This is a genomic window from Marilutibacter aestuarii (assembly GCF_006546775.1).
Taxonomy (GTDB): domain Bacteria; phylum Pseudomonadota; class Gammaproteobacteria; order Xanthomonadales; family Xanthomonadaceae; genus Marilutibacter; species Marilutibacter aestuarii.
Map to the genome: position 1 here is coordinate 1 of NZ_VICE01000098.1, position 17,035 is coordinate 17,035.

Below are 17,035 nucleotides of genomic sequence, written 5' to 3' on the forward strand. Positions count from 1 at the left end.
GCCATCCCCGCGGCGCCGAGCAGGAAGCGGCGACGCCCGGGGGCGGCGACGCGGCTCATGCGCGTGCCTCGCGCGCCTGGAGGGCGGCGTCGAGCGCGAACAGGGACTGCGAGGCCATGGCCTCCAGGTTGTGGCCGTGCCATTCGCGCTCGAAGTCAGTGGGCTCGACGCCCGTGGCGATGCAGTCCTCGATGCGGATGCGCGCCAGCGCAGCCGCGATCTCCGCCGCGGGCACGCGTGCATGCACCTCGATCGCGCGACGCTGCAGGCGGTCCAGGTAGTGGATTGCATCCTCGAGCACGGCGGCGGGGAAGCATCCCATGTGCCCGCCGACCACCGTGCCGCGTCCGAACCGGCGCATCGCCGCGATCGCCTGCCGCAGCATCGCGGGATCCGCGCGCGAGACGTAAACGATGTGGCCGACGATGTTGTCGCCGGCGCACACCAGGTCGGCCGTGGGCACGTCGACGCTGACATGGTCGGGTGTCCTGCCGGGGTTGTGGACGAAGCGCAGCTCGTGCGCGCCCCAGTGGAGCGTCATGGCGGCATCGAAGACGAGCTTGGGCGCGCGATAGGTCGCGTGGGCCGGTCGGTTCTGCATCTGGAAGCCCAGGCGGTGGTGCCGATGCGCGATCGTCATCGCATCCGGGAACAGGCGCATGGCCGCCAGGTGGTCGCTCATGTAATGGGTCGCGGCGATGATGCGGACGGTCTTGCCCATCTCCGCGCACAGCACCTGGCGCATGGCCAGGGCGTCTTCCATGCTGCCGAGCGCATCGACCAGCAGCACGTCGTCGCCATCGACGAACGCGGTGGCGACCGAAAGATGGCTGTCGCCGACGAAGACCAGGACGTCAGGGCGGATCGCTTGGTATTGCATCGGTGGGCTCGCTTGGATGCGTGTGCCCCATGGTTTCCGCTGCCGCGCGCGCCCGCAAACGACAAGAATTGCGCTTCGATCAAGAAAAACTAACTTGATAACATGCGCTATCGCCGCCCACTGCAGGCATGTCGTGAAGCCCCGTCCTCCCGCCCCCCTCAAGGCCTTGCGTGCGTTCGAGGCGGCCGCGCGCCACCGGAGCCTGCAGGCCGCGGCGGCCGAGCTGTTCGTGACGCCCGCGGCCGTGAGCCACCAGGTCAAGCGCCTGGAAGAGCACCTGGGCACGGCCCTCTTCCATCGGCGCCACCGCGGGGTCGAGTTGAGCGAGGCGGGTGCGCGCCTGGCGACGTCGCTCACGACGCTGTTCACCGAGCTCGAGCTCGCCGTCGATCGCGCTCGTGCCGAGGGCGACCGGCCCTTGCGCGTGAGCACGCTGGAGTCCTTGGCCGCGAAATGGCTGGCGCCCCGGCTGCATCGTTTCCAGCACGACCATCCGGAGTGCAGGGTGCGGGTCGAAACCGACGACGGGCCGGCCGATTTCCACCGCGATGGGGTCGACGTGGCGATACGCTACGGCCCTGGTGCCTATGACGGCCTGCAGGTCGAACGCCTGATGGACGCGCCGGTCTTCCCGGTCTGTGCCCGGGCGCGGGTCGAGGCCGGGCCGCACCGGCTGCGCCGGCCGGCGGACCTGCGCCACCATCCGCTGCTGCACGACGAGAGTGCCGCCGGGCGCCCGGGCGTCCCGGACTGGCAGGCCTGGCTGGAGGCGAGCGGCGAGGCGGGCGTCGATACCCGCCAGGGCACGGTGTTCGACAGCATCTACCTGGCGCAGGAGGCCGCGGCCGCCGGCCAGGGCGTGGCCCTCGGCGTGGGCCCACTGGTCACGCACGACCTCCGGGCCGGCCGGCTGGTGCGACCTTTCCCGCTGGCGCTGGCCAATGCCTACGCGTTCTGGATCGTGCGGCAGCCGCAGGCCCGACCCCACCCGTGCGCGGATGCGTTCTGCGCATGGCTGCGCGTGGAGGCCGGCGCCGGCTGAACGCGAGCACCGCCTCAGGTGCCGCGCCTGGCCCAGGCCGGGCGCCATGCTTTCGTCGCCCCGTCGCCCGTTTCATCGGCGCCCGCCCCGGTTCGTCGCACGCTGTCTTGCCGTGCGCGGCGCGGCCTCGCAAGGTGATGTGGACGGGCACCGCCCGCCCAATCGAGGACACCGTGCATGAAGACCCTGATCGCCCTGCTCGCCTGGTGCCTGCTGCTGGTGCTGTGCTGGCCGCTGGCCTTGCTCGCCCTGGTGCTGTGGCCCCTCGTCTGGCTGGTGTCGTTGCCGTTCCGGCTGGTCGGGGTCACCTTCTCGGCGCTGTTCGCGTTCCTGCATGCCGTGCTGACGCTGCCGGCGCGCCTGCTCGGCTGGCGGCCCGCGCCCGCGCAATGCGCCTGAACCCCGCTGGAGCAGACCCGATGAAGACCTTCGCAAGCCTGGTGTTGGCGTTGGCATGCGTGCCGGCATGGGCCGCCGCCCCCACCTCCGACGAAAGCGCGGACGTCGCGGTCGACGCGCTGTACGACACCGTGGCCGCGCTGGATGCGGCGATGTTCGACGCCTTCAACCGCTGCAGCACGCCGGAGCAGCTGCGCAGGCACGCCAGTTATTTCGCGCCGGACGTCGAGTTCTACCACGACACCGGCGGGGTGACCTGGTCGCGCGAGGCGATGCTTGCCAACACCCGCGAACATGCCTGTGGGCATTTCAGCCGCGAACTCGTCCCCGGGACGCTGCGCGTGTACCCCATCCATGGCTTCGGCGCCATCGAACAGGGCACCCATCGCTTCTGCCAGACCAGCACGGGGCGTTGCGACGGCGTCGCCGACTTCACCATCGTCTGGCGCCGGCTCGAAGGTCGCTGGCAGGTCACCCGCGTCCTGAGCTACGGGCATCTGGCCAGCCTCTAGTCCGGCACCCGCCGCGCCAGGGTTCACCCTGCGCCCACCCCGGGACGCATGCAAAGGGGAAGACCATGGTCCAGACCGCCCTGCAAGCCGCGCTCGTCCTGTCCGGCGCGGTGCTGGGCGCCATCGGCATGGTCCGGGGGCAGACCGCGCGGGTCGTCATCGGCGGCGCATTCCTGGTCATGGGGGCGGCGGCCTGGCAGCGCGCACGGCGGATACGACGCGCGGCGGGCGCCCTCGGCAACTGGGGAAAACGCGTCGTCCGAGGGGCGACAGGGTCGGCGGCGGCCTGCGCCCCGCGGCTCAGTGCCGCGCGTCGAACACGACCACTGCACCCCGTGCGGGCATTTCATCGCGCCGCGTCCCGGCCGCCGCGCCGGCCGCGGACCAGGGCTCCGATCCTGCACGGGAAGGGTCGGCGTAGCGGCCCTGCAGCGCGAAGGCATCGAAATGGAACGGCAGGCCTTCGCTGGCATGTTCATCGGCCGCGTCGGTGATGGCGAAATGCAGTTGAGGGGCCGAGGCACCCCCACTGAAGCCGACCTCGGCGATCTTGTCGCCCCGGGCCACGCGGTCGCCCTTCGCGACGACGATGCTGCCCGGCCGCAGGTGGGCGAAGTGGGCGAAACGGCCGTCGCCCAGATCGAGGACCACGGTGTTGCCGCTGCCCTCGCGACGCGCGCGTTCGCGATCGATGACGGCGTCCAGCCGGCTTCGCTCGTCGAGGTCGTCGCGTACGAACGCCACGCGCGCATCGCCGACGGCGAGGACGTCCTCGCCATGGCTGTAGGCCTGGCGGGCCAGCGTGGCCCCTTCGGGAAAGCGCCGCCCGTCGCCGTCGAGCTTGACCCAGTCGACCGCATGCCGGCCGGGCGTGCGCAGGCGGCCGTCGACCTGGTAGCCCACGCGGCGATGGCCGCGCGGCCATCGTGTATCGCTGACCGCGATCCAGGGTCCGCCCCGCAACGGCGGCGAAAGCGCGCTGCCGATGGCGTTCGATACGCGGATGGATGCGCCTTCGATGCGTTGCACGCTCACTTCGCCATCCGCATCGCGCCCACCAACCTCAATGCGGTGTTCGAGCGCGGGCGGAGGCATGTCGGCGGCATCGAACGCGATGTCGATGAAGACCACCGCCTCGCCCCCGGGCGGAACCGGCGTGCCCGGGGCACGCGGCTGTTGCGAACCGGAGCGGTCGAGCCGCGCTTCCAGGCCCTCGCCCGCATGCCGGGCCAGGACGCTATCGCCGGCCCGGATCTCGACGCCCAGTGGATCCAGCGCCTGCGCCGAGCGGTTGGCCAGGCGCAGTTCGTAGGACAGCACCTGGCGACCTTCCACGCTCGCCACGATCGGCGCTTGCGGGACGGACGGGGCGAGCGACTCGCCCCCTCCTGCCACCACGGCTCCGGCCAGCAGCAGTCCCGGCACCAGCAGCATCGCCGGGCGCCCCACCCCTGGCCAGGCGCCGGCGATCACGCCGCTTCGGCGTCCACCGCCGGGGCCGCGGACTTCTGGCTTTCGATCCAGCGGTCCACGCGCTTCTCCAGCAGGTCCAGCGGCATGGCGCCCCCGCCGAGGACCGCGTCGTGGAAGCCACGGATGTCGAAGCCTTCGCCCAGCTCGCTCTCCGCCTTCCGGCGCAGGTCCTGGATCTTGATCATGCCGATCTTGTAGGCCGTGGCCTGGCCCGGATTGACCAGGTAGCGGCGGATCTCGGAGCGGATGGCCGCGTCGGGCACCGAGCTGTTGGCACGGAAGTAGTCGTAGGCCTGCTGCTCGGTCCAGCCCTTGGCGTGCAGGCCGGTGTCGACGACCAGGCGGATCGCGCGCCACATCTCGGACATCAGGCGACCGTACTCGGCGTACCAGCTCTGGTAGGTACCCGGCATCTCCTTGGCCAACCACTCCGAGTACAGGCCCCAGCCCTCGGAGTACGCGGTGCTGCCGTACTGGGTGCGGAACTTCGGGATCCCGGTGAGCTCCTGCGCGATGGAGATCTGCATGTGGTGGCCTGGCAGTCCCTCGTGGTAGGCGATGACCTCCAGCTCGGTCTTGGGCATGGCGTTCATGTCGGACAGGTGCGCGTAGTAGATGCCCGGGCGCGACCCGTCCGGCGTGGCCGGGTAGTAGTGCTGGGCGGCGCCGTCCTGCTCGCGGAACGGTTCCACGCGCTTGACCACCAGGTCGGCCTTGGGCAGCAGGCCGAAGTAGTTGGGCAGGTGCTGCTTGATGTTGGCGATGTCGGCGGTGGCCTCGTCGATGTAGGCCTGGCGACCGGCGTCGGTGTTGGGGAACAGGCGCTCGGGATCGGCCTGGACGTGCTTGAAGAAGCCCTCGAGGTCGCCTTCGTAGCCGGCGGGCGCCCTGAGTGCCTCGAGCTCGCCGCGCAGTCGTGCGACTTCCTTCAGGCCGAGTTCGTGGATCTGCTCGGCGCTCATGTCGGTGGTGGTGTTCTGCTTGAGCTGGTAGGCGTAGTACGCCGCGCCGTCGGGCTGGGTGGTGCCCACGCCGGTGGCATCGTCGGCCGCCTTGGGCAGGTCGGCCTCGGCGAAGGCGATGATCCGCTCGTAGGCCGGCTTCACGTGCTCGAGCAGGGCCTTGCGCGCCTGGTCCTTGAGTTCGGCCGCGCGCTCGGCGCTGATCGTGCCGGCTTCGACCAGGGCATCGGCCTTGGCCTGCGCGTCGGCCCAAAGCGCACTGTCGGGCCCCTCGCCGAAGGGCGCGCCGGTGATGACCTTCTTCGACTGGTCGATCACGCCTTCGTAGGCGAACTTCGGCGGGCGGATGCCCTCGGCGGTGGCGGCGCGACCACGCTCGAGCAGCTGGTCGAACGCGACTTCCGACTTCTGCAGGCGAGAGACGTAGGCGAGGTAGTCCTTTTCGTCGTCGACCTTGTGGAAGTTGATCATGAACATCGGGAGGATGTTCTGGGCGCCGTTCATCTGGTCGAACGGATAGCCATGGGCGATGAAGGGAAGGCCGTCGCGCGCATCCTCGTACTGGCGCTTCCACAGGTCCCACGACAGCTGCGTCTCCGGGTCGAGCCGGTCGTAGTCGAACTTCGACTCCATGGCCTCGACCGAGGCCTTCATCCACGCCACGCGCTCGCGCGTGCCGGCCTCGGACAGGTCGTCGATCTGGTCGTTGAGGTCCTTGCGGCCCAGGAAGGTCAGCTGGATCGGGCTGAACTGCAGCTGCTCCTCGTACTGTTCGTCGAACCAGGCGTTCAGGCGACGGGATTCGTCCTGCACCTGCTCGGCGGTGGGCGCCGCCGCTTCGGTCGATGCCGTGGCGTCGCCGCCGGCGGGCTGCGGATTGCAGGCGGAGAGGCCAAGCGCCAGCGCGAGGGCCAGGGTGTTGCGGGCGGAGACAATGCGCACGGACGGATACTCCTTGTCGGTTGATGCCCCATTCTGGGTGGTGGAGCGGCCGCCTGCCCCCTGTGGATGGTCATGGGTGGCGCGGGTGTCGCCGGGGTTCCTCGCGGGCGTAGTACCGTGGAGGTCCCTGGCCCGACCGTCGCCGCCCCCCGCCCCGCCACGATGCCCGGACATCTCCCGCCGCCCGCACTGCGCCGCGTGCCCCTTCCGTGGGCCGCGCTGGGGTACCTGGCGATGCTGGTCGCGGTCATGGCTTTGTTCATGGGCCGCAAGTGGGAGACCTTTCACGCAGCTACGCTGGTCGCGCTGTTCCCCGGGTTCTATTCCCACGTCTCCAACCTGTGCATCGCCTACCTGCTGTACACGGGCATCGGCTATCCCTTCCTGATGGCGGGCGGGCGCCTGCGCGTCCTTGCCTGGGGTGGGCTGGGGCTGGTGGCCGCCAATCTCGCGTACGAGTCCTTCATCCCGGTGCTCAACACCCGCGACCCGATCGACGCCGCGTATGGGGTGGCCGGTACCGCGACGGGCCTGCTGGTGCTGTGGGTGCTCGACCGCTGGGGACTGGTTCCGGCTCCCGCGGGAGAGGACTGAGGTGCAGCGCGGCGGCGGCACTGCGACAATCTCTCGACGCGAGCGCGCACTGACACGCGTCGTTCAGCCGGCAGCCCCCACTCTCGACGGTTGCCACGCGCCACTTCCCAGCCAACCCGGGACACCATGACCGAAGCCGCCCCATCGATCGTCCACCTGCGCGACGTCCGCCTCGAGCGTGGCGGCCGCACCGTGCTGCGCGACATCAGCCTCGACGTGCCCAAGGGGCAGGTGATCGCCGTGCTGGGCCCCTCGGGCAGTGGCAAGTCGACCCTGCTCGCCGCCCTGACCGGCGAACTGGAGGCGGCGGCGGGCACCGTCGAAGTCTTCGGACGCCCCATCCCGCGCCGCAACCGCGACCTGCTCGAACTGCGCAAGGGCATCGGCGTGCTGCTGCAGGGCAATGGCCTGCTCACCGACCTGACCGCGGCCGAGAACGTGGGCCTGCCGCTGCGGGCGCATACGCGACTGCCGCGACCGGTCATCGACCGCCTGGTGCGCATGAAACTGCACGCCGTCGGCCTGCGCGCCGCCGCCGACGCCTTCCCGCGCGAGCTGTCGGGCGGCATGGCGCGCCGCGTCGCCCTGGCCCGGGCGCTGGCGCTCGACCCGCCGCTGATGATCTACGACGAGCCGCTGACCGGCCTGGACCCGATCGCCAGCGGCGTGGTGATGGCGCTGGTGCGCCGGCTCAACGATACGCTCGGCCTGACCAGCATCGTGGTGACCCACCATGTCCACGAGACCCTGCCCGTCGCCGACCACGCAATCGTGATCGCCAACGGCGGCATCGTCTTTTCCGGCAGCCCCGACGCCCTGTCCGCCAGTCCCGACCCGCTCGTGCAGCAGTTCCTGAAGGGCGAGCCCGACGGACCGATCGGCTTCGACGCCGCACCGCGCACGGAGGCCGCATGACCCCCCGCCCAAGCCGCATGTCCCCACCGACCTGCCCGTCGCACGGTCCCGTCCCCATGGAGGGCTGCTGATGGCCTTCGTCGAAGCCACCCGCTCGCTGGGTCGCGCCGGCCTGTTTTCGCTCGCGGTCCTGCGCGCGTCGCGGCCGTCGGCCGACCTGTTTCGCGAGTTCGTGCGCGAAATCTACAAGATTGGCGCCCGTTCGCTTCCCATCATCGCCGTTGGCGGCGCGTTCGTCGGACTTAGCGTCACGTTGCTGGGCTATCGCGCCCTCGACACCTACGGCGCCGCCAACCAGGTCAGCGCGATGCTGGGCCTGGGGCTGTACCGCGAGCTGGGCCCGGTGCTCACCGCGCTGCTGTTCATTGGCCGCGCCGGCAGCTCGATCGCCGCCGAACTGGGCCTGATGCGCGCCACCGACCAGATCACCGCCCTGGGCCTGATGGCGATCGACCCCGTCGGCAAGGCCGTCGCGCCCCGCTTCTGGGCGGCAGTGCTGTGCGTGCCGCTGCTGACCGCGTTCTTCTGCAGCCTGGCGATCTCGGCCAGCTACTTCGAGGCGGTGCACGTGATCGGCATCGACTCGGGCGTCTTCTGGCAGGTGCTCAAGGACAGCGTCGATTTCGGCAAGGACTTCGGCATGGCCTTCGTCAAGGCGGCGGTGTTCGGCGCGGTCGCCGCGCTGGTCGCGGCCTACGTGGGCTTCCACGCCGAGCCCACGATCGAAGGCACCTCGGTGGCGACCACCCGCGCGGTGGTGAACGCCTCGCTGCTGGTGCTGATGTTCAACTTCGTCATGTCCGCCCTCCTCTTCCGCTGAGCGTCCCTTCGCGCAGCCGTCCACACCCGTGAGTATCCGTCCATGAGCAGTCGTGCCCCCCGAATCGAATTCGCCGTCGGCGCCTTCCTGTTGCTGGCCCTGGCTTCGCTGCTGGTGCTGGCGATCGCCTCCACCAATGGCAGCTTCGGCTTCGGCGGCAGCACCTATTCGGTGACCGCCCGCTTCACCAACCTGGGCCCGTTGCGCCCCAATGCGCCGGTCAAGATCGGCGGCGTGGCGATCGGCAAGGTCAAGTCGATCGGCCTGGACCCGGTCAAGCTGGACTCGGTCGTCACCCTGGCCATCGACAGCCGCTACGACGACCTGCCGGCTGACACCAGCGCCGCGATCCTCACCAGCGGCCTGCTCGGCGAGAGCTATGTCGGTCTGGCCCCCGGCGGCGACCCGGACCCCCTGAAGGAGGGCGACGAGATCTTCCTGACCCAGTCCTCGGTCGACATCATCCAGATGGTGGGCAAGTACATGTTCAGCGGCGGTGCGGGTACGCCCGGCGAAGATGCCGCTACGGGTGCCGGGGAAACGCCGCCCGCCGACGACGGCGCCGACGACGTGCCCGACTACCTGAAGTAGCCTCCTTCTCCGAGCCCTCCCCCCACAGGAGTTGCCCATGAATCGCTTTGCCCGACCGCTGTCCCTGTTGTTGATCGCCACGGCCGCGGCTTTCGCCGCGCCGACCGCGGCGCTTGCCCAGGCCCAGGCCGTGAACCAGGCACCGGCTGGCTCGCCCAGCAAGCTGGTGCTCGACAACAGCACCCGCATCCTCAACACGCTGGAATCCCGCCGCGCGGAGTTCACCGCCGACCGCGGCAAGCTGCGCGCGTTCATGGCCAGCGAGTTCAACACGATCTTCGACCGCGACTATGCCGCCCGCCTGGTGCTGGGCACGCATGGGCGCGGCGCGTCCGACGCCGACGTCAAGCTGTTCGCGGACGCGCTCGCCGACAGCCTGATGGGCCGCTACGGTGCCTCGCTGCTCGACTTCAACACGCGCCTGCAGGTGCGGGTGAAGTCGGAAACGCCGATCCGCGGCGGCGCCATCGTCAAAGTCTCCAGCGAATACCTGCGCCAGGGGGGCGAACCCGTGCCGGTCGACTACCTGATGCGCCAGAACGGCGGCCAGTGGAAGGTGTTCGACGTCATGGTCGAAGGCGTCAGCTTCGTGCAGACCTTCCGCAACCAGTTCGACACGCCGCTGCGCCAGAAGTCGATCCCGCAAGTGGCGGCCGACCTGAAGGCCGGCAACCTCAAGGCGGCGGCGAACTGAGCATGGCCGGCACGGGGCCCCTCGCCGGCAGCGCGCGCCGCGAAGGCGACGCGCTGGTGTTCGCCGGGACCCTGGACCGCGATGCCTGCGCCGGCGTCTGGGCGCAGGCCAGCGGGCTGCTCGACGGCGTCACCCGTTTCGACCTGGCGCACGTCGCGCGCATCGACAGCGCCGGCCTGGCGCTGCTGGCGGAACTGGCCGACCGCGCCGGAGCGGTTACCATCCAGGGCAGCCCCGAAGGCCTGGCCGAGCTTCGCAGCGCCTATCGACTCGACGCACGGCTGGCCTACGGCGGCTGACCCCACTTTCCAATACACAGTGTTCCGGTCGCCAACGCAGGATCGCGTGGCCGGCGCCTCCGCCCCGGACGTACACTGCCCCCATGCGATTCCCCCACTCGCACCCCCGCCCCATCCGCCTGCTGATGTGCCTGCTCGCCGGCCTGGTGGCCCTGCCGGCCCTGGATGCCAGTGCCCAGATCATCACCCGCCCGCTTTCGGCCCGCGAACAGGCGGCCTACCAGCGATGCATGGAAGCGGCCGACAACGCGCCCTCGGCATTCCAGCGCTGCCTCAACGAGGCCACTGGTGATGCGCAGGGCGAGACCGACCCGACGCAACCGGCGATTCCCGCGCCGGTGGCGCCCCCGGCGGAGCCGGTCGAGCCCACGGAACCCGTGGAAACGCCGCAGCCGGCCGACACCGCGCCCGTCGAACCCGTGCCGCCATCGGCCCCGGTCGGCGTCGAAGGCGAAGGGGGCACGCCAACCCAGGCCGAGATCGACTACCTCGACATCTATGGCGACCCGTACGACCCCGTCGCCGACCCCACCCTGCCCACTCCGGCCGAAGTGGCCCCCAGCTACGACCCCTGGGAGCGCTACAACCGCAAGATGCACCGCTTCAACAACGCCGTGGACCGCAGCGTCGCGCGCCCGCTGGCGCGCGGCTACGTCAAGGTCGTGCCGCGCCCCGTGCGCCTGGGCGTAAGCAATTTCTTCAACAACCTCGGCCAGCCGGTGGCCGCGGTGAACGCACTGCTGCAGGGCAAGCCGAAGCAGGCCGGGCAGTCGATGGGACGCTTCCTGCTCAACAGCACGCTGGGCATCGCGGGCATCTTCGACCCGGCCAGCGACGCCAAGCTGCCCAACCGCAGCGAGGACTTCGGCCAGACCCTCGGCGTGTGGGGGTGGAAACGCTCGCGCTACGTCGAGCTGCCGCTCTTCGGCCCGCGCACCCTGCGCGACAGCCTGGGCATGGTCGGCGACGCGCCATTGAGCCCGCTGCGCCAGGTCGAGGTCGACAGCGTGCGCATCCCCCTGCAGGGCCTCCAGCTGGTCGACGTGCGCGCCCAGCTGCTGGCCACCGACAGCCTGCGCGAGGGTGCCGAGGACGATTACACCCTGGTGCGCGATGCCTGGATGCAGCGCCGCAGCTACCAGATCTTCGGCGACCGCCAGCTCGAGGAGGACGACTCGCTGCCGGACTACCTGCGCGAGGAGAACAATCCCACCGTGCCGGTGGATGCGATGCCGGTGTTGCCGGCCGACGGCGGCGGCGGCTGACGTCCCGGCCGTGGGGGTGATGCATGACGCCGACGCCTGCTAAGGTGTCGCCGTCCCGGCGCGCCTGACCCGTCGAGCGCCCCAAGGATCGAACCCACCAGAGAAGGACTTCGCGATGCCCCGTTCGCCATCCCCCCTCGGCCTGCTAGGCCGTGCTTCCGCCCTCATGGCCCTCGCCGCGGCGTCGACCGCCTGCGCGTCCACGCCCGACGAGGTCGTCCCGCCCTCGACGATCCGCGGCCAGTACATCTTCCAGGACGGTTCGCACCTGATTCGCCCCTGCGGCAACCAGGCCCCGCTGTGGGTGGTCGGCTCCGAAGAGGTGCTCGAGCCACTGCGCACGCGGTCCACCGCGCATTCGATGGCGCTGGGCGTGCCCAACCAGGGCGTGTATGCCGAGATCACCGGCACGCTGGAATCCAGCGATGCGCCGGGCTACGCGCAGAAGCTCCGTGCGGTCGAGGCCACACGCCTCGACGACCACCTGCCCGACACCTGCGCGGTGCCCAACGCCGCGACCGGCTGATCAGTCCGCGTCGCCGGAGTCCCGCCCCGCTGCGGGACCATCGGCCTGGGGGAGACTGGCCTGGGATTCGGCCTCCACGTCATCGGCCGGCAGCAGCTTCCTGCCGCGTGCGCCCATGGCTTCCAGGCGCCGTGCCCGTTCCATCACCGATTGTGGCGATTCGGTCAGGCGCCTGCGCGCGCCGTCGTAACTCTCGCGTGCCTGACGCAGGCGTTCGTCGACCTTGTCGAAGTCGGCCAGGAAGCCATTCAGCGCATCGATCAGCAGGCCACCGCTGCGGCTGATCTGCATGGCCTGCTTCTGCACGCGGTCGCGCGTCCACAGCCGGTCGACCACGCGCAGGACCGCCATCAGCGTGTTGGGCGAGGCCAGGACCACGCGGCGGTCGAAGGCGAACGCCTGCAGTTCGGCGTCGGCACCCAATGCCGCCGACAGGGCGCCCTCGATCGGCACGAAGGCGACCGTCACCTCCAGCGTGTCCTCGCCCATCGCGCGCGGATAGTCGCGCTCGGCGAGGTCCTTGACGTGCTGCCGCAGCGCGACCGCGTGCCGCCGCAGCGCGTCCTGCTGGTCCAGCGGCTCCTCCGCGTTCATGGCTTCCTGCCAGGCGATCAGGTTGACCTTGCTGTCGACCACGATGCGCCGATCGTCGGGCAGCCGCACGACGATGTCCGGCCGCAGCATGCGCCCATCGGCATCGCTCGTGCTGTGTTGCCGCTCGTAGTGCTCGCCTTCCTGCAGCCCCGAGCCACGCAGCACGCTCTCGAGCATCAGTTCGCCCCAGTCGCCCCGGACCTTGGCGTTGCCGCGCAGCGCGCGGGTCAGTTCGAGCGCCCGCTGCGCCATGTCCTGGTTGAGTGACTTCAGTTCGTTGACCGCGCCCGCCAGCGATGCACGCTCCTTCGCTTCCTCCGCGTACAGCACGTCGACGCGCTGCCGGAACTCACCGATCCGGTCGGCGAACGGCTTGAGCAGGACCTCGATGTCGCTGCGCGAGCGTTCGGCACTGCTCTTCACCGTGTCCGAGAAGGTCTTGCCGGCCAGCTCGGTGAAGGCGGCGGACAACTTCTGCTGGGCCTGCTCGAGGAACTGCTTCATTTCGACGTTGGCGCGCTCCCCGTGTTCGAGGTGGGCACGGGCGCGGGCCAGTTCCGTTTCCATTTCGCTGCGCGCCTGGCGCAGGCGCATGGACTCGTCCTCCAGGGCAGCGACCTGGGCCAGGGCGTCCCCGGTCCGCGCGTTCGCGGCCTGGAGTTCGATTTCCCGCGACGCCAGGCGCTCCTGCAGGCGTGCGGCTTCGGCAGCCAAGCCCTGGCGCGCTTCGCGCTCGCTCCCCAGTTCCTCGAGCAGGCGTGCCTGCGACGGATCCTGCGCGGCGTCGGGCCGGCGCAGCAACAGCGCCACCAGCAGGCCCACGGCGACCAGCACGGCCAGCAGCAGGATCAGGACGAGGACTTGGATGTCGGGCATGTGGCCAGTGTAGCGGCCCCCGTCGCGCGCACCGAGACTGGACGGTGATTCGCTCGTCGCGCAGGCGTATGGTCTGCACCACGCCCCCCGGGGCCCCACGACACCGACAAGGAGACGACGAGATGACCACCCACACCGGAAGCTGCCATTGCGGCGCGGTGACGTACGAGGTCGACGGCGATATCGACAGCGGCCTGGACTGCAACTGTTCGATCTGCCGGCGCAAGGGCGCGCTGCTGTGGTTCGTCCCGCGCGAAGCGCTGCGCATCCACCAGGGCGAGGACGCGCTGCGCGCGTACACCTTCAACAAGCACGTCATCCAGCACCGGTTCTGCGGGACTTGCGGCATGCATCCGTTCGGCGAGGGCACCGACCCGAAGGGCAACGCGATGGCGGCGATCAACCTGCGCTGCCTGGACGGCGTCGACCTGTCAGCGATCCCGGTCCACCACTTCGACGGCGCGGCGCTCTGAGCAACCACCTGGGGCCGGTCCGCCGGCCCCGGTCCCGGCGACGCGGGATCAGTCCCCGAGCAAGGCCAGCAGGCCCTTTCGCCGGGTCGGCTTGAGCGCGCGGAAATGCTCGAGCAGCGCGGCCTCGTCGGCGTTCCCGGCGACGGCGGCCGGATAGTCGGGCGGTGTCTCGGCGACATGGCGGCCCGCGCCATCAGGACGGCCGGTCCCGTCGATCAGGTAGTCCAGGCTCAGGCCATAGCGCGCGACCAGCCGCCGGATCTCGGAGAGGTTCTCCAGGCGCGGCTGCGCCCGACCGCTTTCCCATTTGGAAACGGTCGCCTTCGAAACGTTGAGTTCGAATCCGATCTGCTCCTGGGACCATCCATGGACGTCCCGGAAGCGTTTGAACCGGGCGCCAAAGTGCTCCATGCCCGCATTCTCGGCAGATCCCGGACGCCTGTCGTTTCCCTTTGTTGACAATGGTGGTTTCCTTATGGAAACATCAGGCTTGGCTTCGAGGAACGAACGCGATGCACGGACGGCATGCCACCGGGAACGTCCCGCGCTGCCGCTCCGCCCGGCCGGCGCCCCCGGCCATTGGGCGTCCGGGCACGCCGCACGAGACCTGCCGCCACGCCCGCTCCCGCGGACGGGCGGCAACACGAAACCGGCACGAGGCCGGCCACCCGGCGCACGGCGTCTGCGCCGGACGTCTGCAGGGCAACGGACGCACAGGGGAACGGGACGCCCCACCACCCTCAAGAAAAGGATTTTGGACCATGACCATGAACCATCGACTCCCCTCCACCCTCCTGGCCTTCCTGGGCCTTGCATTCGCCGCCGGGGAAGCCCCCGCCGGCGGCGTGGTGGTCTGCAACAACTGCACCTCGGTCGCGCAGGTAGCCAAGCAGGGCGGCACCGGCCTGGTGATCGTGTCGGATTTCGCCCGCAAGAAGCTCTGGGGCTACAACAACGAGTACGACCGCGAGACGGGTCGACTCCTGCCCATCCCGACTCCGATTCCCGGTGTCATCCACCACAGCAACAACCTGACCCTGTCCGCGGTGTCGCCCGCGTCGGCCGACATCGTGCTGCGCCAGGACGACCCACGCAGCAACGCCTTCCCCTTTCCCGCCGGTTTCGAAGGCTGGAGCGCGTACGAAGTGGCCACTGACACCAACATGCGCGCCCAGTTCGGCCGCGCGCTCGCGGCCAGCTACGCGGGCGCGACGACCAGCTCCAATACCTGGAACAACCTCGCCACGTCGCTCAAGTCGCTCGCGGTCGACTGGATGGCCGGCAAGCTCAACTTCGACTTCATCACCATCACCGTCCACTGGAGCGACGGCAGCATCACGCCCATGGTGATCCACAAGGGCAACGTCACGATGGCAGAGCCCATCGAGGGACAGAGCTTCGATGCCGACGGCAACCGGATCCCCGATTCGGGCGTCACCCAGGACGGCAGTGACTACGTTGGCAATTACCGTTTCCATTCCGATGCCAATCTCGAGAACTGGCTCTACGCCGCCAGTCGCTATGGCGTTCCCATCAACGGGACGCCGAGCAGGCGCATGAGCTGCAGCTGGGACGGACAGACGCTCCGCTGTCACTACTACTGATCCCGCTTCGGCCCCGTACGCGCGAACAGGAGGTTCAGCATGGGCGACACGCGTATCCCGCAACTCCGACCGGGCACGGCCTGGGTGGCCACGCTGCTGTTGGCCGGCTCGTTCGGGCCGGCCGTCGCAGGCGGCCTGGTGGTCTGCAACGACTGCAGCGATCCAGCCGGCGCTGCCGGTAAAGGGGGTGCCGGCACGGTCCTGGTCTCCGATTTCCAGGGCCGCAAGCTCTGGGCCTTCGAGAACCGCTTCGACAGCACGGCGCAACGCTACCGGTCGCAGCCGCGACCGGTCCCCGCTTCGATCGCAGAGGCCTTCGCACGCATCGCCAACATCACCGATGCCGCGCAGGCCGTCATCACCGCGAGACAGGGCGTGGCCGGCCCCGGGATGGCCTTCCCCGATGGCTTCGAGGATGCCAACGCCGCGCTCGTCGCCGCCGACAGCGACCTACAAGAGCTGTTGGGGACGGCCCTCGCCCGTCGCTTCGCAGGCGCGGGCCCCGGCTCGGCCACCCTCAACGACCTGGCCTTCGAGCTCACGGCCCTGGGACTGGAGGTCACGGGTCGGTCGATCGGACTGGACGGCGTCACCATCAACCTAGTCTGGCGGGACGGAAGCCGGACGCTGATGAAGCTGCGTCGTGATGCGATCACCCGGGCCGAGTATGTCAGCGGTGCGAGCGAGGATGCCGATGGCAACAAACTGCCGGACAGCAGTATTGCCAGCGATGGGGGCAGCTATGTCGGCGAGTACCGGTTCAGCGACCGCGCACTGATCGACGACTGGCTGCACGCCGCCGCGCAGTTCGGAATCCCGATAGCGGGCACGCCTGGACCGCGCATGTCCTGCATATGGGAAAACCACGCCCTGGCCTGCCATTTCCACTGAAAGCCTTCGGTGCGGGGGTGGTCCTATTCGCCCCAACGCCACACTCCCGGGACCACCCCCCACCACCACCCCCATCCGTCGAAATACCAGGGGAGCATCCGTCGCCTTCGCCTCCTCCGCTCCACTGGCGCCAGCGACGTTGGCCGCGAATGATGCGTGACCCGTGGCACGCATCGTTCGCGGTCTTTTTTTTTCCATCGCAGGATGGGTTGCGCGAAAGAAAGCCCATCCTGCGTCCATGTGTCGCGGTTGCTGGCGACGGTGGGTATCGCCTTCGGCTCGACCCACCCTACGGCGGCGTCGCAGCCGCACCCCATCCGGCGGCCCGACAAGCCGTCATCCCAGCGAACGCTGGGATCCAGCTTTTGTTCTCAACCGTGCCGCCTATCGTTGCCCCGGGGCAGTTGGCCGGCACAGGGCGTGGCGCTACGAACCGCGTCATACCGAGGCCCCGGGTGCACGTCGCTTGCCCGGGCTGCGCGGGGTGATGCCGTCGCCGCTGCCGCTGCCGCTGCCGCTGCCGTTGATCTTGATCTTGATCTTGATCTTGATCTTCGCGACTTTGAGGCCGCCGAGCACCGCAGGCCATGGCGGCCGGAGAGGCGCCCTTGTCCGGGCGAAGCGAGTTTGGGCGCCGTGCCGCCATGGACGAGGCGCACAGGGGACCGGTGCGGCGAAGCCGG

General features: G+C 69.8%; 20 protein-coding genes. 14 read left to right on the forward strand and 6 right to left on the reverse strand.

Annotated features, from left to right (window positions below; translation table 11 throughout):
- Positions 1-55: 55 nt before the first annotated feature.
- Positions 56-880, reverse strand: coding sequence for an MBL fold metallo-hydrolase (locus FKV25_RS10610; RefSeq protein ID WP_141518780.1), 825 nt, complete (start codon positions 878-880; stop codon positions 56-58).
- Between the two features lie 133 nt (positions 881-1,013).
- Between FKV25_RS10610 and gcvA the strand changes: the two genes are divergently transcribed.
- The 3 genes from gcvA to FKV25_RS10625 all read left to right on the forward strand — a co-directional run bounded on the left by gcvA (position 1,014) and on the right by FKV25_RS10625 (position 2,833).
- Positions 1,014-1,922, forward strand: coding sequence for a transcriptional regulator GcvA (gcvA, locus tag FKV25_RS10615; protein WP_170218614.1), 909 nt, complete (start codon positions 1,014-1,016; stop codon positions 1,920-1,922).
- 177 nt (positions 1,923-2,099) lie between these two features.
- On the forward strand, positions 2,100-2,321 hold the full coding sequence (locus FKV25_RS10620) for a hypothetical protein (RefSeq protein WP_141518782.1): 222 nt from the start codon (positions 2,100-2,102) through the stop codon (positions 2,319-2,321).
- 20 nt (positions 2,322-2,341) lie between these two features.
- The gene (locus tag FKV25_RS10625) at positions 2,342-2,833 is read left to right on the forward strand and encodes a nuclear transport factor 2 family protein (protein ID WP_141518783.1); all 492 of its coding nucleotides are present in this window, start codon (positions 2,342-2,344) and stop codon (positions 2,831-2,833) included.
- Between the two features lie 300 nt (positions 2,834-3,133).
- On the opposite strand, the gene FKV25_RS10630 is transcribed toward FKV25_RS10625, so the two are convergent.
- A complete protein-coding gene (locus tag FKV25_RS10630; protein WP_141518784.1) occupies positions 3,134-4,306 on the reverse strand; it encodes a M23 family metallopeptidase in 1,173 nt (390 codons plus the stop codon).
- Positions 4,303-6,210 (reverse strand): DUF885 domain-containing protein, encoded by a 1,908-nt coding sequence (locus tag FKV25_RS10635; protein ID WP_211345417.1) that lies wholly within the window; start codon positions 6,208-6,210, stop codon positions 4,303-4,305. Before FKV25_RS10635 ends, FKV25_RS10630 begins: the two co-directional genes overlap by 4 nt.
- 198 nt (positions 6,211-6,408) lie before the next feature.
- Between FKV25_RS10635 and FKV25_RS10640 the strand changes: the two genes are divergently transcribed.
- The 8 genes from FKV25_RS10640 to FKV25_RS10675 all read left to right on the forward strand — a co-directional run bounded on the left by FKV25_RS10640 (position 6,409) and on the right by FKV25_RS10675 (position 11,914).
- Positions 6,409-6,804: a hypothetical protein gene (locus tag FKV25_RS10640; RefSeq protein WP_141518786.1), complete on the forward strand. Its 396-nt coding sequence runs from the start codon at positions 6,409-6,411 to the stop codon at positions 6,802-6,804.
- 126 nt (positions 6,805-6,930) lie between these two features.
- Positions 6,931-7,719 (forward strand): ABC transporter ATP-binding protein, encoded by a 789-nt coding sequence (locus FKV25_RS10645; protein WP_141518787.1) that lies wholly within the window; start codon positions 6,931-6,933, stop codon positions 7,717-7,719.
- A gap of 70 nt (positions 7,720-7,789) precedes the next feature.
- Positions 7,790-8,539, forward strand: a complete 750-nt coding sequence (locus FKV25_RS10650) for an MlaE family lipid ABC transporter permease subunit (protein WP_141518788.1) — start codon at positions 7,790-7,792, stop codon at positions 8,537-8,539.
- 42 nt (positions 8,540-8,581) lie between these two features.
- Positions 8,582-9,130, forward strand: coding sequence for an outer membrane lipid asymmetry maintenance protein MlaD (gene mlaD, locus FKV25_RS10655; RefSeq protein WP_141518789.1), 549 nt, complete (start codon positions 8,582-8,584; stop codon positions 9,128-9,130).
- Between the two features lie 37 nt (positions 9,131-9,167).
- A complete protein-coding gene (locus FKV25_RS10660) occupies positions 9,168-9,824 on the forward strand; it encodes an MlaC/ttg2D family ABC transporter substrate-binding protein (protein ID WP_141518790.1) in 657 nt (218 codons plus the stop codon).
- Positions 9,825-9,826: 2 nt separating this feature from the next.
- Positions 9,827-10,123 carry an STAS domain-containing protein gene (locus tag FKV25_RS10665; protein ID WP_141518791.1) on the forward strand — a complete coding sequence of 99 codons (297 nt, stop codon included), beginning with the start codon at positions 9,827-9,829 and terminating at the stop codon, positions 10,121-10,123.
- A gap of 83 nt (positions 10,124-10,206) precedes the next feature.
- The gene (locus tag FKV25_RS10670; protein ID WP_246072055.1) at positions 10,207-11,388 is read left to right on the forward strand and encodes an MlaA family lipoprotein; all 1,182 of its coding nucleotides are present in this window, start codon (positions 10,207-10,209) and stop codon (positions 11,386-11,388) included.
- A 115-nt stretch (positions 11,389-11,503) separates the two neighbouring features.
- Complete coding sequence (locus FKV25_RS10675) at positions 11,504-11,914, forward strand: hypothetical protein (protein ID WP_141518792.1); 411 nt, start codon at positions 11,504-11,506, stop codon at positions 11,912-11,914.
- Here the strand turns inward: FKV25_RS10675 and FKV25_RS10680 are convergent, their stop codons facing one another.
- Complete coding sequence (locus FKV25_RS10680; RefSeq protein ID WP_141518793.1) at positions 11,915-13,384, reverse strand: DNA recombination protein RmuC; 1,470 nt, start codon at positions 13,382-13,384, stop codon at positions 11,915-11,917.
- Between the two features lie 122 nt (positions 13,385-13,506).
- Between FKV25_RS10680 and FKV25_RS10685 the strand changes: the two genes are divergently transcribed.
- Complete coding sequence (locus tag FKV25_RS10685; RefSeq protein ID WP_141518794.1) at positions 13,507-13,857, forward strand: GFA family protein; 351 nt, start codon at positions 13,507-13,509, stop codon at positions 13,855-13,857.
- A 48-nt stretch (positions 13,858-13,905) separates the two neighbouring features.
- Here the strand turns inward: FKV25_RS10685 and FKV25_RS16260 are convergent, their stop codons facing one another.
- Entirely contained in the window at positions 13,906-14,268 is a 363-nt protein-coding gene (locus FKV25_RS16260) for a helix-turn-helix domain-containing protein (RefSeq protein ID WP_170218615.1), read from the reverse strand.
- A 356-nt stretch (positions 14,269-14,624) separates the two neighbouring features.
- Between FKV25_RS16260 and FKV25_RS10695 the strand changes: the two genes are divergently transcribed.
- Together FKV25_RS10695 and FKV25_RS10700 are read left to right on the forward strand one after the other, a co-directional pair.
- Positions 14,625-15,461, forward strand: coding sequence for a hypothetical protein (locus FKV25_RS10695; protein WP_141518796.1), 837 nt, complete (start codon positions 14,625-14,627; stop codon positions 15,459-15,461).
- A gap of 39 nt (positions 15,462-15,500) precedes the next feature.
- Positions 15,501-16,352, forward strand: coding sequence for a hypothetical protein (locus FKV25_RS10700; protein ID WP_141518797.1), 852 nt, complete (start codon positions 15,501-15,503; stop codon positions 16,350-16,352).
- A 438-nt stretch (positions 16,353-16,790) separates the two neighbouring features.
- Here the strand turns inward: FKV25_RS10700 and FKV25_RS16265 are convergent, their stop codons facing one another.
- Complete coding sequence (locus FKV25_RS16265; RefSeq protein WP_170218616.1) at positions 16,791-16,931, reverse strand: hypothetical protein; 141 nt, start codon at positions 16,929-16,931, stop codon at positions 16,791-16,793.
- Positions 16,932-17,035: the final 104 nt, after the last annotated feature.

What these genes read in the sequence shown, in the direction of transcription:
- FKV25_RS10610 (WP_141518780.1), bottom strand. Translation starts at nt 880, where the DNA reads ATGCAATACCAAGCGATCCGCCCTGACGTCCTGGTCTTCGTCGGCGAC.
- FKV25_RS10620 (WP_141518782.1), top strand. Translation starts at nt 2,100, where the DNA reads ATGAAGACCCTGATCGCCCTGCTCGCCTGGTGCCTGCTGCTGGTGCTG.
- FKV25_RS10625 (WP_141518783.1), top strand. Translation starts at nt 2,342, where the DNA reads ATGAAGACCTTCGCAAGCCTGGTGTTGGCGTTGGCATGCGTGCCGGCA.
- FKV25_RS10645 (WP_141518787.1), top strand. Translation starts at nt 6,931, where the DNA reads ATGACCGAAGCCGCCCCATCGATCGTCCACCTGCGCGACGTCCGCCTC.
- FKV25_RS10650 (WP_141518788.1), top strand. Translation starts at nt 7,790, where the DNA reads ATGGCCTTCGTCGAAGCCACCCGCTCGCTGGGTCGCGCCGGCCTGTTT.
- mlaD (WP_141518789.1), top strand. Translation starts at nt 8,582, where the DNA reads ATGAGCAGTCGTGCCCCCCGAATCGAATTCGCCGTCGGCGCCTTCCTG.
- FKV25_RS10660 (WP_141518790.1), top strand. Translation starts at nt 9,168, where the DNA reads ATGAATCGCTTTGCCCGACCGCTGTCCCTGTTGTTGATCGCCACGGCC.
- FKV25_RS10665 (WP_141518791.1), top strand. Translation starts at nt 9,827, where the DNA reads ATGGCCGGCACGGGGCCCCTCGCCGGCAGCGCGCGCCGCGAAGGCGAC.
- FKV25_RS10670 (WP_246072055.1), top strand. Translation starts at nt 10,207, where the DNA reads ATGCGATTCCCCCACTCGCACCCCCGCCCCATCCGCCTGCTGATGTGC.
- FKV25_RS10675 (WP_141518792.1), top strand. Translation starts at nt 11,504, where the DNA reads ATGCCCCGTTCGCCATCCCCCCTCGGCCTGCTAGGCCGTGCTTCCGCC.
- FKV25_RS10680 (WP_141518793.1), bottom strand. Translation starts at nt 13,384, where the DNA reads ATGCCCGACATCCAAGTCCTCGTCCTGATCCTGCTGCTGGCCGTGCTG.
- FKV25_RS10685 (WP_141518794.1), top strand. Translation starts at nt 13,507, where the DNA reads ATGACCACCCACACCGGAAGCTGCCATTGCGGCGCGGTGACGTACGAG.
- FKV25_RS16260 (WP_170218615.1), bottom strand. Translation starts at nt 14,268, where the DNA reads ATGGAGCACTTTGGCGCCCGGTTCAAACGCTTCCGGGACGTCCATGGA.
- FKV25_RS10695 (WP_141518796.1), top strand. Translation starts at nt 14,625, where the DNA reads ATGAACCATCGACTCCCCTCCACCCTCCTGGCCTTCCTGGGCCTTGCA.
- FKV25_RS10700 (WP_141518797.1), top strand. Translation starts at nt 15,501, where the DNA reads ATGGGCGACACGCGTATCCCGCAACTCCGACCGGGCACGGCCTGGGTG.